This is a genomic window from Arthrobacter sulfonylureivorans, assembly GCF_047607445.1.
Classification (GTDB): domain Bacteria; phylum Actinomycetota; class Actinomycetes; order Actinomycetales; family Micrococcaceae; genus Crystallibacter; species Crystallibacter sulfonylureivorans_A.
Window position 1 is genome coordinate 66460 of sequence record NZ_JBLKRT010000017.1, and the last position, 16513, is coordinate 82972.

At 65.9% G+C, this 16513-nt stretch carries 16 protein-coding genes; 10 read left to right on the forward strand and 6 right to left on the reverse strand.

From position 1 onward, the window contains the following. Nucleotides 1–82: 82 nt before the first annotated feature. Nucleotides 83–568 (forward strand): SRPBCC family protein, encoded by a 486-nt coding sequence (locus ACMX2H_RS10155; protein ID WP_414960375.1) that lies wholly within the window; start codon nt 83–85, stop codon nt 566–568. A gap of 19 nt (nt 569–587) precedes the next feature. Here the strand turns inward: ACMX2H_RS10155 and ACMX2H_RS10160 are convergent, their stop codons facing one another. Continuing rightward, nucleotides 588–2294, reverse strand: a complete 1707-nt coding sequence (locus ACMX2H_RS10160; protein ID WP_414960376.1) for an amidohydrolase — start codon at nt 2292–2294, stop codon at nt 588–590. A 273-nt stretch (nt 2295–2567) separates the two neighbouring features. Here ACMX2H_RS10160 and ACMX2H_RS10165 point away from each other — a divergent pair, with 273 nt between their 5' ends. The 5 genes from ACMX2H_RS10165 to ACMX2H_RS10185 all read left to right on the forward strand — a co-directional run bounded on the left by ACMX2H_RS10165 (nt 2568) and on the right by ACMX2H_RS10185 (nt 9221). Beyond that, entirely contained in the window at nt 2568–3293 is a 726-nt protein-coding gene (locus ACMX2H_RS10165) for a dienelactone hydrolase family protein (RefSeq protein WP_414960377.1), read from the forward strand. A gap of 297 nt (nt 3294–3590) precedes the next feature. After that, nucleotides 3591–5186, forward strand: a complete 1596-nt coding sequence (locus tag ACMX2H_RS10170; RefSeq protein ID WP_414960378.1) for an MFS transporter — start codon at nt 3591–3593, stop codon at nt 5184–5186. Between the two features lie 223 nt (nt 5187–5409). Continuing rightward, nucleotides 5410–6438 (forward strand): malate dehydrogenase, encoded by a 1029-nt coding sequence (locus tag ACMX2H_RS10175; protein WP_414960379.1) that lies wholly within the window; start codon nt 5410–5412, stop codon nt 6436–6438. A gap of 34 nt (nt 6439–6472) precedes the next feature. Continuing rightward, nucleotides 6473–8083, forward strand: coding sequence for a benzoylformate decarboxylase (gene mdlC / locus ACMX2H_RS10180; RefSeq protein WP_414960380.1), 1611 nt, complete (start codon nt 6473–6475; stop codon nt 8081–8083). 145 nt (nt 8084–8228) lie between these two features. Further along, nucleotides 8229–9221, forward strand: a complete 993-nt coding sequence (locus ACMX2H_RS10185) for a squalene cyclase (protein WP_414960381.1) — start codon at nt 8229–8231, stop codon at nt 9219–9221. 24 nt (nt 9222–9245) lie between these two features. Here ACMX2H_RS10185 and ACMX2H_RS10190 read toward each other — a convergent pair whose 3' ends face one another. Next, nucleotides 9246–9569, reverse strand: coding sequence for a GYD domain-containing protein (locus ACMX2H_RS10190; protein WP_136786498.1), 324 nt, complete (start codon nt 9567–9569; stop codon nt 9246–9248). A gap of 273 nt (nt 9570–9842) precedes the next feature. Between ACMX2H_RS10190 and ACMX2H_RS10195 the strand changes: the two genes are divergently transcribed. Beyond that, the gene (locus tag ACMX2H_RS10195) at nt 9843–11408 is read left to right on the forward strand and encodes an amino acid permease (protein ID WP_414960382.1); all 1566 of its coding nucleotides are present in this window, start codon (nt 9843–9845) and stop codon (nt 11406–11408) included. 4 nt (nt 11409–11412) lie between these two features. On the opposite strand, the gene ACMX2H_RS10200 is transcribed toward ACMX2H_RS10195, so the two are convergent. After that, nucleotides 11413–12327: a LysR substrate-binding domain-containing protein gene (locus ACMX2H_RS10200; protein ID WP_414960383.1), complete on the reverse strand. Its 915-nt coding sequence runs from the start codon at nt 12325–12327 to the stop codon at nt 11413–11415. Nucleotides 12328–12431: 104 nt separating this feature from the next. On the opposite strand from ACMX2H_RS10200, the gene ACMX2H_RS10205 reads away from it, so the two are divergent. From ACMX2H_RS10205 to ACMX2H_RS10215, 3 genes are all read left to right on the forward strand, one after another. After that, on the forward strand, nt 12432–13766 hold the full coding sequence (locus tag ACMX2H_RS10205) for a cytochrome P450 (protein WP_414960384.1): 1335 nt from the start codon (nt 12432–12434) through the stop codon (nt 13764–13766). A 12-nt stretch (nt 13767–13778) separates the two neighbouring features. Continuing rightward, a complete protein-coding gene (locus ACMX2H_RS10210) occupies nt 13779–14105 on the forward strand; it encodes a 2Fe-2S iron-sulfur cluster-binding protein (RefSeq protein ID WP_414960385.1) in 327 nt (108 codons plus the stop codon). An 89-nt stretch (nt 14106–14194) separates the two neighbouring features. Further along, nucleotides 14195–14566, forward strand: coding sequence for a VOC family protein (locus ACMX2H_RS10215; protein ID WP_414960386.1), 372 nt, complete (start codon nt 14195–14197; stop codon nt 14564–14566). A 62-nt stretch (nt 14567–14628) separates the two neighbouring features. Here ACMX2H_RS10215 and ACMX2H_RS10220 read toward each other — a convergent pair whose 3' ends face one another. The 3 genes from ACMX2H_RS10220 to ACMX2H_RS10230 form a co-directional block, all read right to left on the reverse strand. Next, nucleotides 14629–14832, reverse strand: coding sequence for a cold-shock protein (locus ACMX2H_RS10220; RefSeq protein WP_127512273.1), 204 nt, complete (start codon nt 14830–14832; stop codon nt 14629–14631). Between the two features lie 173 nt (nt 14833–15005). Further along, nucleotides 15006–15602, reverse strand: a complete 597-nt coding sequence (locus ACMX2H_RS10225) for a dihydrofolate reductase family protein (protein WP_414960387.1) — start codon at nt 15600–15602, stop codon at nt 15006–15008. Between the two features lie 180 nt (nt 15603–15782). After that, nucleotides 15783–16289, reverse strand: coding sequence for a ferritin (locus tag ACMX2H_RS10230; RefSeq protein ID WP_414960388.1), 507 nt, complete (start codon nt 16287–16289; stop codon nt 15783–15785). Between the last annotated feature and the right edge of the window lie 224 nt (nt 16290–16513).

Below are 16513 nucleotides of genomic sequence, written 5' to 3' on the forward strand. Positions count from 1 at the left end.
CGCGCTCCACCGAAAGTGGCCCGCCTGCTACCCTCGAAGCCAGTCAAACGCCCCCAAACCGCCGACGCGCAGAGGCAGGAAGATGGACCAGAACGCCCACAGGGTCGATCGGGGAAGCCTGTTGATCAGCGCGCCGCCGTCGACGATCTACAGCGCCCTGACCCACCCCGACAGCCTGGAAAAATGGTTGCCGCCGGACGGCATGATGGCCCGCGTGGAACACTTCACTCCCGGGGTGGGCGGCGGTTTCCGCATGGTCCTGACCTATCTGGACGCCTCCGGCCACGGAAAGACCTCCGACACCACGGACGTCACCGACGTCGAGTTCGTCGATCTGGTCCCCGACGAGAAACTCGTGCAGCAGGTCAAGTTCATGTCCGACGACGCCGGCTTCGCCGGAACGATGACCATGACGTGGGAGCTGCAGGCGCAACCGGACGGAACACTGGTGAGCGTTGCCGCCACAAATGTCCCGCCGGGCATTTCGTCCGCCGACCACGAAGCCGGGCTGGCCTCCTCGCTGGCGAATCTGGCCGCCTTTCTGAAGCGAGGAGGCAGCGCCGGCTAGTGCAGCAGGTCCGCTCTGCTCAGCTGGCGCTTTCGGCCAGATCGGCGGCCACACCTGCCGCATCCTCGTCGGCTGCCTCGTAGACCAACCGGCCCTCGAAGTACGTCTGAAGCACTGTGGTCTGGTGGATTGCGGCCGGGTTCTCGATGAGAACGTTGCGGTCCAGCACTATGAAATCCGCGGACAGCCCGGGGCGGAGAGTTCCGGTCACGTCGCCGAGCCCCATGGCGGCCGCGGGGTTGCGGGTGAAGGCTGCCACGGCTTGCTGGATCCCGATCGACTGGCCGCCGTTGAGTTCTCCCTGAACCGCTGAATCCGGGTTTCGCCGGGTCACCATGGTCGCCAGTCCGGTCCAGGGGTCGGGCGTGGGCGCCGCGCAGGGCCAGTCGGAGCCGCCGCTCACCAGCGCACCGGACTCGAAGAGGTCCCGCAGCGGCCACGACTTATCGAAAGTTTCCGCCGGGATCTGCTTGGCAATGCTTTCCTGGATCACCGAGGGGAACCAGAGGTAGGGCGACGCGTCGGGGACAACACCGAGATCGGCGAAGCGCTGCAGGTCGGCCTCATCGATGTATTCCACGTGGGCGATCTGGAAGATCGGTGCATCCCCGCGGCTTGCACGGACCCGCTCCACGGCGTCGAGGACCCGGCGGACCGCCGCATCGCCGGTGGCATGCAGCTTCGCGTGCAGCCCCCGGTCCACCAGATCCTCCAGCGATTCCACCAGTTCGTCGAGCCCCCACAGGGGCTCCCCGGTGAAGTCGCGGTCGTGGCTGTGGTGGCTGCAGATGTACGGATTCAGCATGGCGCTGGTCCGGGTCATCGGCACCCCGTCCAGCACATACTTGGAGAAGTCCGGCCGCACGTGGGCGCTTCGGTGGCGGGCACCGACGTCGTACAGCTCCGCGCCGGTGATGCCGGGCTCAATGAAGGTGCGGGACGGCATGGACGCGACCACATGGGCCGTGAGTTGCCGCTGCTCGTCAAGGCGGTGCAGGGTCTCCAGGGCGTAGTCCATGGTGGCTGCCTCTTGGACGGCGGTGATGCCGAAGGAGTTCAGGGTCTGCACAGCGGTCTTGATGGCGGTGGCATGGTGCGCGGCCGGATCTTCAACGGCTTCCGCCACCGCCGACTCGGCCAGATTTCCGGCCAGCTCGTACAGGACGCCGGTGAGTTGCCCGTCGGCATTCCGCACATAGGACCCGCCGTCGGGATCGGGCGAGTCGGCGGTTACCCCCATGATGTCCAGTGCCCGCGAGTTGACCCAGCGATTGTGCATCGAATCGTCGCGGAGCATCACCGGGTGGCCTTGGGCGGCGTCGTCCAGGGCTTTCAGATCGTCGGTGGTGAGGTCGTCGATCACCGTGGAGCCCACAATGCCTCCGACGACCCACTCGTCGGGCTGGAGCCGCTCCGTCCACGTCCGCACCTTATCCAGGATCTCGGGAACCGAATCGGTGGGCAGGATCGGCAGCTCGAACGCTTGCTGGCGGCCACCCAGTCCCAGATGGGCATGGACGTCCACCAGACCCGGCATGGCGAAGCGTCCGCCGAGATCGATCGTCGGCGTATCGCCCGTTGCCAGCCGGCGGACGTCATCCTCGGTTCCGACGGCCGCGATTTTCCCGGCGGAGACCGCGAACGCCTCGGCCCATTCCTGCTCGGGATCGCTGGTGTAGATCACGCCGTTGACGACGATGTAGTCGATCGGTGCCCCTGCGGTCATGATTTCTCCTTGGCTCTCAAGTGTGCCCGGGACTGCGCCGCGTGGACTGCCCCTGCACCGGACGATGGTGGAGCCTCCGACGTTACGCTCCGGCGACCGCTCCTTCTTGTGAACCGATGCATGAAGCTTGGAGCAGAGCGCACACCTGCCGGCACGTGTACGACGGCGCTCGTGGTCTCCGGGCTAGCCGAGGGCCTTGGCGATTGGCCGTCACCGTGAGCGGCAGCGGACGCGGCGAGACATCTTCGGTGCCTGTCCCTAGACTGATGCCGTATGCCCCGAGCGATCAGGAGTAGGACTTTGGCCGAAAACCCGACCTTTCAGAATGTCACCTTCGAGTCCGCAGGCGGCGAGGCCCACGGTTATCTGGCCCTGCCGGAGTCCGGGTCCGGCCCCGGCGTCATTGTCATCCAGGAGTGGTGGGGCCTGGTGGACCACATCCGCGACGTGGCCGACCGATTGGCAGCAGAAGGCTTCGTGGCGCTGGCCCCGGACCTGTTCGGCGGCCGCATTGCCCACGACGGCAAGGAAGCGGCGAAGATGATGTCCAAGCTGCCCGAGGCGGAAGGTGCGCGCCTGCTGGCCGGCGCCGTGGACTACCTGCTGGCCCACGAGGCCGTCACCAGTTCCACCGTGGGCGCCATCGGTTTCTGCATGGGCGGCGGCTTTGTGCTCGCGCTGGCCGCGCAGCAGGGCGAGAAGATCAGCGCCGCCGTGCCGTTCTATGGCGTGGGACAAGGCCTGCCCGACTCCTACGAAGGTGTCCGCGCCGCCATCCAGGGCCATTACGGCGAGCAGGACACGTCCTACCCGGTGGAGAAGGCCAAGGCGCAGGAGGAGCAGATCCGCCGTGAATCCGGCGCGGAAGTGAACTACTACTTCTACGACGCCCCGCATGCCTTCCACAATGACGAAAACCCGCAGGGCAACTACCGGCCGGAAGCGGCCAAACTGGCGTGGAGCCGCTCGGTCCAGTTCCTCAAGGACAAGGTCAAGTAGCCTCGCCAATCCCAAAGGTACGACGTCGGCGCTCACCTGAGCGCCGACGTCGTCCTTTCCCTCCTCGGAAATAATCCGAGGCTGGCACTGTGCCAGCGGCTCCGCATAGCGATGGCCGCACCGACGTCGTCTAACGAGGCATCATCCGGCGCCACAGCCCTTTCGCTTCCCGGCCAGTTGTGGTTTCATGTGCTCGTGCAGGACAGCACGCGCCGGGCGTAACTGCCCGGGCGACGCCAGAGGAGGCGACATGTCCGCCACCGAACCGAAGACCGCGGGCCGCCCAGGCGGCCACCGATGAGCGCGCCGAACGGGGGTGGCACGGGAGCAGAGCCGTTCAACGGCCGGCTGGCGTTGTTGCTGGCCATGGCAATGTTCGTGCTGGTGGTCGACACATCGATCATGAACGTCTCCATCTCCGCCGTGGTGAGGGACATTGGCACAACGGTCAGCGGCCTCCAGTCGACGATTGCGCTGGAAGCGCTCGTATCCGCCGCTTTCATCCTCATCGGCGGCAAGATTGGCGACCTGATCGGACGCAGGCGCGCCTACGTGATCGGTCTCGCTTGCTACGCCATCGGCGCCGTGTCGATGACGCTGGCCCAGAGCCTGCTCCCGATCATCATCTTTTGGGCCCTCATCGGCGGGCTGGGTGCCTCGCTCCTGCTTCCGTCCATGCAGTCCCTCATCCATGGCAATTTCGAGGGCGCGGCGCAGAAGCGGACCTATGCCCTGGTCGGAGCCTCGGCTGCGATCGCCGCAGCGGTCGGGCCCTTGCTCGGTGGCTTCATCACCACGTTCCTCTCATGGCGCGTCGCCTTCCTGCTGGAAGTCCTGATCATCGCGGTCGTACTGTCCGGCATCAGGCTGGTCCGCGACGTGCCGTACACGGGGCCGCGGGAGCTCGATGCCGTCGGATCAATTCTTTCCTTTCTCGGAATGGGCGGCATAGTGCTCGGCATCCTGGTCTGGCAGGAAGGCGGCGAAGCAGTGGGCGCCATCATTGCCGTCGGTGCCGTCGCGCTGGGCGGGCTGGTCTACTGGCTCAAGCGGCGCAAGCGCCACGACAAGCCGACGCTGCTGGACCCGAACCTGTTCCAATCGAAGGCTTTCCGCTTCGGTGCCACCGGCCAAATGCTCCAGCAGATCGCCTTGGGCGGCACCATGATCGTGCTGCCGATCTACCTCCAGATGGTGCTCGAATACAACGCCCTGCAGGCAGGGTTGTCGATCGCCCCGCTCTCGCTCACCATGTTCGCAATCGCCATGCTGGCCGGAAAGAAGGCGGCGACGCGACGCCCGGCCGGCCTCATCAGGTGGGGCTTCCTGATCCTGACAGTGGGCCTGTTGGTGCTCGTGCCGCTGGTACCGCGCGCGGTCTCCGGCTGGTGGCTCCTGCTCCCGCTGGTGATCTCGGGATGCGGTCTCGGACTGCTGGTTTCCCAGCTCAACGACTACACCCTGTCGCCGATCTCGGACGAGCGGGTCAGCGAGGCCGCCGGTGTGAACTCCGCCGCGGGATCGTTCGGCCTCTCCTTCGGGCTCGCATTTGCCGGGGCGATCATGCTGGCCTCGCTGTCGATCATCTTCACCAGCATGGCGACGTCCAGCACGGTACTTGCGCCCGACGAACAGCAGCAGGTCGCTCAGGTGCTGGAAGAGGATGCCCAGGTCCTGAGCAACACGCAACTCGAGGAACTCCTCGCCGGCCAGCCGCCGGACGTCCAGGACGAGATCATCCGCATCAACACGGACGCCCGGCCGATCGCACTGCAAATCGCGCTCTTCATCCCGATACTCGCCGGCCTCGCCGGCCTGGCCAACTCCTTCCGCATGATGAAGCTCCCCGACCCCAAGCCCTCCGGCGCCGGGGAAGGCACGCTCCTGGGCTGAGCCTCGGGCGCGGCGGTGCGACAGGCCGCCCAATGCACCGCGCTCGGTTGCTGCCCTCCCCGGTCACCTCGCGGTCCGGGAGCGAAACGTGCCGGATCCCTGGTCAGACAACGACGGCTGGCTGCAACCCGGGCCCGGACGTGGGTATGCTGCACAAGACCCTGGGTGTCGATGATCAGTTCCTCGAAACACTCAGGTTCCTCCTGAAACGGAAGAAGAGGCAGTGAAAGCTGAAACCAATCCGCCGATAGCCGGGCACAGCACGGATCAAAGTCAGGCGTGGCCCCGCAGCATAGCCGTGATCGGCGCTGCCGGACTCATTGGGTCGGGCGTGGTGTACCAACTGGCGCTGGCCGGCATCGGCACGACGATCCATCTGGTCGATGTGAAACAGAACGTCGCGCGCGCCCACGCCATCGACATTTCCGAGGCCCAGATCCTGGCCGGTGTCAGCGTGCCCCGGCTGAATGTTGTTGATCCAGCGGCTTCCGACTCCTGGGAAGAAGTTGACCTGGTCATCGTGGCCGCGTCGGCACCGGAGGTGCCCGGCGGGGACCGGCGCGACTTCCTCGCAGCCAATCTGCGGTTGCTCAGGCTGCTAGCCCCGACCATCGAGAAGCTCTCGGGCCATGACGGCGTCGTCCTGCTGCTGTCCAACCCGGTCGATGTCCTCGCCGAGTGCCTGCACCGGATCACGGACATCAGTCCGGACCGGATCCTGGGCTACAGCATCAACGACTCGGTCCGCTTCCAGGCCGCCATCGCCAAGGAACTGGGACTCGAACCGCATCGGGTCCGCGCACAGGTCCTGGGCGAGCATGGCAAGGGGCAGGTGCCGTGCTTCAGTTCCGTGACGGTCGACGGCGCGCCGGTCGCCCTGACCGCTTCCCAGCAGGAAAACATCCGCCAGGACATTGATGGCTGGTTCCACCGTTGGTCCGCCTTGGAACCGGGCCGGAGTTCAGGCTGGACCACGCCGCTCGGTGTGGTCCGCATGATCACGATGATGGCCCGCGGCGAAACCTTTCCCGCCGCCGTATGGACCGCGGGAGCCCGAGGGCTGGACGAGGCCTTCATCGCTTTGCCGGTAACCATGAGCGCCGGCAAGGCCAAGGTGGCCGACTGGCAGGGCTCCCCCGAGGAGCAGGCTGCGCTGGTCACAGCTGCAGCGTCGGTGCGGGAGGCAGCCGCGCTTAACTTGTCCCAAGAGCTTTCACACGAGTCGGGCCGGCCAGGCCAACCAACGCAGTGAACGCAAGCAACGAAATTACTAGGAAGGCAGACCAGTGGCGAGCATAAAGAAGACGGTACTGGAGACGACCCTGGACGTGTTCCGTGCGCACGGCATGACCACCATCTTCGGCAACCCCGGGTCCAACGAGCTCCCCTTCCTGGCCGGCCTGACCGAGGAATTCGACTTCGTCCTCGGCCTGCATGAGCAGGTAGTGGTGGGGATGGCCGAGGGCTACGCGCGCGCCACCGGCAACCCCGCGCTGGTGAATCTGCACGCGGCCTCCGGTTCGGGCAACGCCATGGGTGCGCTGACCAACGCCCACTACGGCCATATCCCGATGGTCATCCTGGCCGGGCAGCAGGTCCGCCGCACCGTGGGGCAGGAGACGATGCTGGCCAGCGCCGACGCCTCGATCCTGGCTGCGCCACTGGTCAAGTACTCGCACGAGCCGCTGGCCGCCGCGGACGTGCCCCGCACGCTCTCGCAGGCGGTATTCGAGACCTCCGCCCAGCCGCGCGGGCCGGTCTACGTCTCGGTTCCGCTTGATGACTGGGCGGAGCCCGCGCTCGACGACGACGCCCTGCTCACCGAGCGGTCGGTGGTCAGCGCCGGCGGCCTCACCGATGCCCTCGCGCGGGATCTCATCGCGGCCGTCGACGGTGCCCAGAAGCTCGCGCTCGTCGTCGGCCCCCAAGTGGATGCCGCCGCCGTCGAGGACGCCAGCGTGTTCGACGCCGTCGTGGCGCTGGCAGAGAAAACCAATGCCTCCGTCTTCATCGCTCCCTCGCCGTCACGCAGCCCGTTCCCCACTACCCACCCGAACTTCGAGGGCGTCATCGTCCCGGGCATCCAGTCGGTGCGTGACCGCCTCGCCGGCTACGACGTGGTCCTGGTCCTCGGTGCCGCCGTTTTCCGGTATCACCGCTGGGAACCGAGCAACTACCTCGAGGCCGGAACCCAGGTCATTCAACTCACGCAGGACCCCCGGGAAGCGACCCGCGCGCCGTTCGGCCGGTCCGTAATCGCCGATGTGGCAGGGGCGGCGCAGGCGCTGGCCCAGGGCGTCACGGACCGGGGCCAGCGGCGCGGCGAGCCAGGCAGCCGGGAACTGCCGGCAGCCAAGACCTCGCCGGACGGCATGACCGGCACTGAGATCCTTGAAGTGCTGAACGCCCACGTCAATGACACGGTCGCGTACGTCAACGAGACCACCACCCTGGACCTGGACTATCTCGAGCGCATCGCCATCGACCGCCCGGGCATGTACAACTTCCCGGCGTCCGGCGGCCTGGGTTTCGGCTTGCCGGTGGCGGTCGGCATGGCCCTTGGCGATCCGTCGAAGACCATCGTGGCTACCGTGGGTGACGGCTCCGCAAACTACGGCATCACCGCGCTCTACACGGCGGCCCAGCGGCAGACCCGCACGGTGTTCGTCATCGTCAACAACTCCGGCTACGGCGCCCTCGCCGGCTTCGCCCAGCGGATGGGCGTGCCGGACGTGCCCGGACTGAGGCTTGGCGGCATCGACTTCGTCTCGATCGCCGAGGGTTACGGAGTGCCCGCCGAGCGGACCAGCACCCGCGAGGAGTTCGAGGCGGCCTACCAGAAGGCACTGCAAGCCACCGGCCCGGTGCTCATTGACGCGCACGTGGTCGCCGGCTGATCGCCACGCAGGGTCCTCCCGCTTAAGCGGACGACGTCGGTGCCCGCCCGGGTGCCGACGTCGTCCTCTGCTTTCCCCACGGTTCTGCCGCCCGAGGGCCGCCGCCCGGTGTTGCTTACTGCCAGCGGCCGCTACTCTGTTGCCCATGGACCCCGAGACGGCGCCGCTCGACTGGATGCTCGATTCCGACCCCGCCCTCCGCTGGCAGGTCGAACGGGACCTCGCCCAGCTTCCGGCGGGGCAATGGTTGGAGACCAGGGCCCGCATGGCGACCGAAGGATTCGCCGCGGAGCTGCTGTCCCACCAGGACCCCGATGGGCAGTGGGCCGGCGGCGCCTACTTTCCCGCCGGCTTCGACTTCCAGGGGCCGGAAGCGGCCGAGGGAGCCGGCCAGCCGTGGACCGCCACCACCTGGACGCTCAATACGCTGCGGGACTGGGGCCTCGATCCGGCCGCTCTCGACGGCACCGCCGAACGGCTCGCCGCCAACAGCCGCTGGGAGTACGACGACCTGCCGTACTGGGACGGCGAAGTGGACTGCTGCATCAACGCGTTCACGCTCGCCAACGGCGCGTGGCTGGGAGCCGATGTCAGCGGAATTGCGACCTGGTTCCTGGAGCATCAATTGCCCGACGGCGGCTGGAACTGCGAGTGGGTCGAGGGCTCCACCCGCTCTTCCTTCCATTCCACGCTCAATTCGCTCAGGGGCCTGTTGTACTACGAGTCCGCCACCGGCGGATCCGACGAGCTCCGGACCGCCCGCCACACCGGCGAGGAGTACCTGCTGGAACGCCGGCTGCTCTACACCAAGTCCACCGGAGCGATCGTCGGTCCGTGGGCCACGCACTTCGGCTACCCGTTCCGGCACGTACACAGTGCGCTGAACGCGGTGGACTATTTCAGGTCTGCTTGCCTGTACGACGGTGCCACACCTGATCCGCGGCTGGCCGATGCCGTGGAGGTCATCCGCGATGCCCGGCAGCCGGACGGAACGTGGCTGCAGGAACGCCGCCACCCGGGACGCGTCTGGTTTGAGGTCGATGTGCCGCCCGGCGAACCATCCAAGTGGCTCACCTTCTACGGCACGCGCGTGCTGGCCTGGTGGGACGAACAGCAGTCCCACACGAGCGGCGGCTAGAACGCTAGGCCTGTTGTTGGTCGCCTACTGTTGTCCGGGAGCCCGGTATGACGGCGTTTTGCCCGCCGCGGCGTCGAGGTCCTCGGGGGTCATGAGCGGTGTCAGGCGCAAATCCACCGCCCCGCTGGAATTGATCAGCAGGGACAGGGCAGCGGCGCTGGGCGCATCAGGGATATCAAAGACTCCCAGGACGTCGGTCTCCCCGAAGGCATAGTAGATGCACTCCAGTGATCCACCCACCGACCCCAATGCCTGGACCACGGCCTCGCGTCGTTTGGATCCCCCTTCATGCATCAGGCCCTTGATTCCCTCGCCCACATACTTTCCTTGGAACAAGTACTTGGTCATGGCGATTTCCTGTTCTGTCTGTGTCCAAAACGCGGAGCTCCGGTCGCGCCGGACGCCCGATGGGCAGAGGTTCCGGAGACCTCCCAGACTGGGACTGTGGGCGCGAGTTTAGGCCCGACTCGTGGAGGTTGGCAACAGCCCAGGGGTGGCAGGGCCGACGCACCTCGCCGAGGATCGATTCACCGCACATTAGGGGGTCGATCTGCGGGTGGTTCGCCCACTTTTGGACGAATAAAGGTATCCGAGGCGGGCCATCCTGAGAATACTGGTCCCATGAGCCTCTTTCGGACTAAATCGATCGAACAGTCCATGGCGGACTCGGAGGAGCCGGGTAGGGAGCTTAAACGCACGCTGAGCACCTTCGACCTGATGATCCTCGGTGTGGCGGTCGCGGTCGGGGCCGGCATCTTCTCCGTCGGTGCGAAAGCCGCCGGCAGCTTTGCCGGCCCGGCGGTCACCCTGTCCTTTGTGCTGGCGGCCATCACCTGTGCGCTGGCCATCATGTGTTACGCGGAGTTCGCCTCCGCTATCCCGGTGGCGGGCAGCGCGTACACCTACACTTACGCGACGATGGGCGAACTGCTGGCGTGGATCATCGGCTGGGACCTGATCCTGGAGCTGTTCACGGCCGGGGCGGTCATCGCCAAGTACTGGGGGATTTATCTCAGCAACGTTTTCCTGCTATTCGACGTGGACGTCCCCTCCACCGTCAGCGTCTTCGGCCTGGAGTTGACGTGGGGGCCGCTGCTGATCGTTGCCATCTTCACCACCCTTCTGGTGCTCGGCACCGAACTGTCGGCCCGGGTCAACAACGTTTTTACCCTCATCAAGATCGCCATCGTCCTGTTCGTGATCGTTGTGGGCTTCATGTTCGTCCGGACAGAGAACTACACACCATTCGTGCCGGAGCCTGTACCCACCACGGGCACCGGGGGAAGCGTCTGGACCCAGTCGCTGTTCTCCTTCCTCAGCGGTGCGGAGCCTCAGCAGTACGGTGTGCTGGGCATCCTGGCTGGCGCGGCACTGGTGTTCTTCGCCTTCATCGGCTTCGACGTCGTGGCCACCAGCGCGGAGGAAGTCCGTAATCCGCAGAAAACGCTGCCGCGGGGCATCTTCGGCGGCCTGGCCATCGTCACCGTCCTGTACATCCTGGTTACTCTGGCCCTGACGGGCATGGTTTCCTACAAGGATCTGGCCGCGGCGGACGAGGCCTCCCTCGCCACAGCCTTCATTGACGTCGGAGCGGACTGGGCCGCGCAGGTCATATCGGTCGGCATCCTGATCGGGCTTACCACCGTCATCATGGTCTTGCTGATGGGCCTCGCCCGCGTGGCCTTCGCGATGAGCCGTGATGGCCTGCTGCCGCGCTGGCTGAGCCACACCACCGAGCACCAAAAGACCCCGGCACGCGTGCAGATCCTGTCCGGCGCACTGGTTGCCCTGGTTGCCGGCTTCACCAACGTGGACGTGCTGGAAGAGATGATCAACATCGGGACGCTCTCCGCCTTCATCCTGGTGAGCATCGGCGTCGTGGTGCTCCGGAAGAAGCGGCCGGACTTGCCGCGCGCCTACCGCGTGCCGGGCTCGCCGGTGGTACCGATCCTGGCCGCGGCGCTGTGTTTCTGGCTGATGCTGAACCTGACCACGCTCACCTGGGTGCGCTTTGCCATTTGGCTGGCCATCGGGCTGGCCATCTACTTCCTGTACGGCCGCCGACACTCCCGGCTGAACCACCCGGAGCTGATCCCGGCGGAACACGAACGGGAGGAACACCACCGGTTGGAGCACGAGCAGCGCGTGCGTGAACGAAGGGAACACCGGCACCCGCCGGAGCCGTAGCCGGTCAAGCGGTGACGATGCCTTCCAGTACCTCAGAGGCATAGTCCATGACCGCCTGCGCCCGCGCGCTCAGGGCAATCCCGTCGGGCCAGACGGCCACCACCGAGGTGCCGCCTGCCCGCGGCCGAAGCGGCCGGGAAACGATGGGCAGGCCTTCGGTAGTGACCGGGATCTGGTTGGGCCGGGACATCAGCAAGCTGTATCCCAGACCGCGGCCCACCAGGGCACGGACCAGGTCGATCTGCGGCACCTGTGCTGCCAGCGTCGGCGTCAGCCCGCGTTCCGCAAACATGAGCAGGGTGTAACCGGTGCTGGGGACCGACTCCAGCATGATGAGTGGTTCGGGGGCCAGGTCGGCGAGGTCGAGTTCCGGCTTGGTGGCCAGCGGATGTGACTCCGCCAGGATAGCCATCACTTCCGTTTGGTAGATCGCCTGGCGCTGCAGGCCCGCTGGCATGCCAATGTCGTAGACGATGGCCGCATCCAGTGCGCCGGTCTCCAGCCGGGGCAACAGGTCGCCGTGATCGCCTACCGTAATGCTGATGTCCACGCCCGGATGCAGTTTGCCGAAGCCTTCCAGGACCGACGGCAGCACGTTGCTGGCCAGCCCGGTGTAGCAGCCCAGGGCAACCGGCCCCCTCAGCACTCCGCCAACACCGGCCAGTTCGCTGACCAGCCCGTCGGTTTCCTTCAAGATGGTCCGTGCTCTGGCGGCCAGGTACTGTCCGGCCTGCGTCAGCCACATGCCCCGTGCCTTCCGGCGGACGCACAGCTGTTCTCCCACCGCTGTCTCCAGCTCATTCAGGGCATGGGAGAGCGCCGATTCGGAGATGTGCAGCGCCGAGGCCGCAGAGCTCAGCGTGGGATGGTCGGGCAGCGCGGCGAAGAGTTCCAGTTGACGCAAGGTGAACTTTGGCATCTAAACCTACAGATTCGAGGAAGTTGTACGAATATCCGCAGTTTACTAGGAGAAGCCCGCAGGCCACACTGGTCTTCACAGTTCGTTCGATTCCAGGAGGACACATGTCTGCCGCCCTCGAAGGCCAATGCCCCTACGGCTTCGGTGGAGACTCAGCGAGCGCCGGCGGCGTCATGGCACCGCCGGACGTCGTCGGCGCCGAAGCCACGACGGCGCGGTCCGCAGCCGCGACGGTTGCTGGATCAGCGCCTGCTGCCCACCCCGTGGCCCCCGTGGCCGACTGGGTGAATCCCGCAGAGCTAATGGTTGATCCCTACCCCACGTACGAGCGCCTGCGGAGCGAGTCCCCGGTCGCCTGGGTTCCGGCGCTCAACAAGTTCCTCGTGACCAGCTACGCCGGGTGCCACGCCGTGGAACTGGACCAGGAAATCTTCAGCGCCAACGTCAGCGGCGCCACCATGAACCGGGCGCTCGGAGCCCAGCCCATGTTGCGCAAGGACGACCCCCACCACGCCGCAGACAGGGCTGCCATCAACCCCGTGCTGCGACCCAAGAACATCAAGGAAGCCTGGGCGCCGGTCTTCGAACGCAACGCGCGGACGTACCTCGACGTCCTCGAAGAAAAGGGCCCGGACCAAGCGGACCTCAACCGCGATTACGCTGCCCCGGTCGCCTCGCAGAACCTGATCGACCTTCTGGGCCTGAAAGACGTCACGGTGGAGCAAATGCGCCGATGGTCGCACGACTTCATCGCCGGCGCCGGAAACGTGCTCGACGATCAGGCCATATGGGATCGTTGTGCGGCGTCGCGGGCCGAATTGGATGCGATACTCGACGAACTCATCCCGTTCTACCAGCAGCATCCCAACGCGTCGATGACCTCGGCGCTGGCCAACAGCGGACTGCCGTTCGACAACGTTGCCTCCAACGTGAAGCTCACCATCTCCGGCGGCATGAACGAGCCGCAGCACATGGTCACCAACATCGTGTGGGCGCTCAGTCGGCATGCCGAACTGCGCCATTCAGTGCTCAACGATGATTCGCTTTGGCCGGCGGTGTTCGACGAGACCGTCCGGTGGCTCTCCCCCATCGGCATGTATCCGCGGGAGACCACCCGTGCCACAACGCTCGGCGGGGTGTCCTTGCCCGCGGGTGCGGGCCTCGGCGTCGTCGTGGGATCCGCCAACCGGGACGTGAACCATTTCGGGCCTACGGCCGGCGAGTTCAACATCTTCCGGCCCAAGACCGCCCATCTTGCCTTCGGCAGCGGCGTGCATCTGTGCGCCGGGCACTGGGCGGCGAAAACCTCCATCGGCCAGATCGCCGTGCCCCTGGCTTACCAGCGTTTCCCGGGGCTGCGCACCGACAACCGCCGGCCCGAAACCTGGGATGGCTGGGTGTTCCGCGGCATCACCAGCCTTCCCGTTACCTGGAACTAGGAAAGAAGAACCATGGCAAAGATCAGCTTCCACCACTCCGACGGCAATGTTGACGTCCTGGATGTGGACCCCGGCACGTCACTGATGCGGGCCGCGGTCACCAACGGCGTGGACGGCATCGTCGGCGAATGCGGCGGCCAGGCCATGTGCGCCACCTGCCACGTTTACGTCCGGCCCGAGTACCTCGACGGGCTGCCGGACATCGGCGACGACGAGGAAGAGATGCTGGAGTGCACCGCCGGCCCGCGGGACGAGACCCGCAGCCGGCTCGGCTGCCAGCTCAAGGCTGGCGAGGACTTCGACGCCATCGAAGTCGACGTTCCGGACGACCAGGTCTAAGGGCAGGGCTGACGCGCCGTGCTGCCGGTGGCGACGCGGGCCGCGGCTATCATCAGAGAAATTCATCGTTCGGCAGAGTGGAGCAACCCATGGAACTCGGCGCTTTTTCGATCAGCCTCGCAGTGAAGGACATCGCGGCTTCCGCTGCGTTCTACAAGAAGCTCGGTTTTAGCGATCACGGCGGTGACATCTCGCAGAACTGGCTGATCCTGAAGAACGGCGAGACCGTCATCGGCCTCTTCCAGGGCATGTTCGAGAAGAACGCGTTGACCTTCAACCCGGGTTGGACCCAGAACGCGCAGGCACTGGACTCGTTCACGGACGTGCGTGAACTCCAGCGCGAACTGAAAGCGGAGGGCGTTGAATTCCTGTCGGAAGCCGAGGAGGGAACGACTGGCCCCGCGAGCTTCATGTTGCTGGACCCGGACGGCAACCCCATCATCGTGGATCAGCACGTCTAAACAGCGCGCCCACGACTGCGCCCCCGGACCCACGGTCCGGGGGCGCAGTTCATTCAGGTTTGTTAGAGCGTGCGGATGTTCTCGGCCTGCAGGCCCTTGGGGCCTTGCACCACGTCGAACTCCACTCGCTGGTTTTCCTCCAAGGAGCGGTAGCCGCCGGAAGAGATGGCCGAAAAGTGCGCGAACACGTCCGGTCCGTCGTCATCCTGGCTAATGAAGCCGAAACCCTTTTCGGCGTTGAACCACTTGACGGTGCCTGTTGCCATACTGATTATCCTTCTTGGCCGCACCGCCGGCTCCCGGTCGGGAACCTATCCCCGCAGGCGTCCACTTACAACCTAGGGGCGCCACCCATCATGGGCAAGACCCCATGGACCTCAGCGGAAGCAGCGCACCCTAGAGGGTCGTGTCCGCGCCCTAGTGCACCCGGATGGAGTATTCAGCCCTGAGTGGCGGGCCTGTAGATGTTGATCAGGATTCCGGAGGGCAGCGCCCGGGACTCGGCCAGGCTGAGCCGGCTGAGCGGGAATCCCTCTCCGAACAGCTTCTTGCCGGCGCCCAGCACCAGCGGATAGACAACCAGCCGGTACTCATCGATCAGGTTGTGCTCGGCCAGCGTCCGGATCAGCTGCGTACTTCCCCAGATGCGGATCTCGCCGCCCGGCTCCGATCGCAGCTGCTTCACTGCGGTGGGCACGTCGGGGCCGAGCAGCTGCGAGTTCTTCCAAGCAAGATCGCTCAGGGTGTCCGAGGCGACGTACTTGGGGATCCGGTTGTACCTGCGCGTCAGCTCACCCAGCAGCCCGTCGGCGTTCTCGTCCCACACGCCCCAGGAACCGGCGAAGATCTCGTACGTCTTCCGGCCCAGCAGCAGCGCCTCGGTCCTGCTCTCCCACTCGCTGACAATGTCCCCGTCGTCGTAGCCGGCCTGCCAACCGCCGTGCTCGAAGCCGCCTTCGCGGTCCTCGTCCGGCCCGCCGCCCGCCTGGACAACCCCGTCCAAGGTGATGAACGCCTGCACTACAACCGTACTCATGCCCGATTCTCCCGGTCTGCTCAGGGCCCGGGGCTTCCCCGGGCACAGCTTGGGACCGAGTCGACACGGGAATCAGCACCCTGTCAAGGGTGGCTGCCACCCGCGTGAAGCACGACGTCGGTGCCCAGGTGAGCACCGACGTCGTCCATTGCGTTGTGGTTGAGGCGGGAATCCCAACCGCTAGCTGTCTTCTGCAGCCGTCCGGGAGCCGAGCTGGTCGTCCAGGCGCAGCAGTCCGGGGCCGTCGTCGTTGACCAGCTTGACCCGGCCGATGATCTCGCCGACGGTGGCTTCTTCTTCCAGCTGCTCCTCGATGAACCAGTTCAGCAGCGGGATGGAGTCGATGTCGCCTTCCTGCTGTGCCAACCGATACAGGTCGCGAATGGATTCGGAGACCTTCTTCTCGTGCGCCAGCGAGGCTTCGAAGGCCTGCAGCACGCTGTCGGCGGACACCAGCGGAGCGGTGATCGCCTGGATCTTCGGGTGGGCGCCGCGGTCCGTCATGTGGTCGATGAACTTGTTGGCGTGGACCACCTCTTCCTCGGCCTGGGCCCGGAACCAGCCGGCAATGCCGGGCAGGTCGATGGCATCCATGTCAATGGCCAGTTGGCGGTAGACCACGGACGCCTGAAGTTCCAGCGTGACCTGGTCGTTGAACGCTTCTGCAAGTTTTCCTGTGAGTCCCATGCTTCCCAGATTATGTGCCGTTTTGTATCACCGCCAGCAAGGTAAGGCAAGCCAAGATTAGGGAAGCCTGCGCTATCCGGCGGCTCAGCTGCCGGCGGCGTGGGCAGGTACGGCGGGCTTCGCCAGCCCCTCAACAACGACGGCGTGGGGCAGCTTGGCAAGTTCCTGCGGCTTGAGCAGCAGCTTGCTGGTGCGGTTGCCGCCGCCCATCACCACGCGGTCGC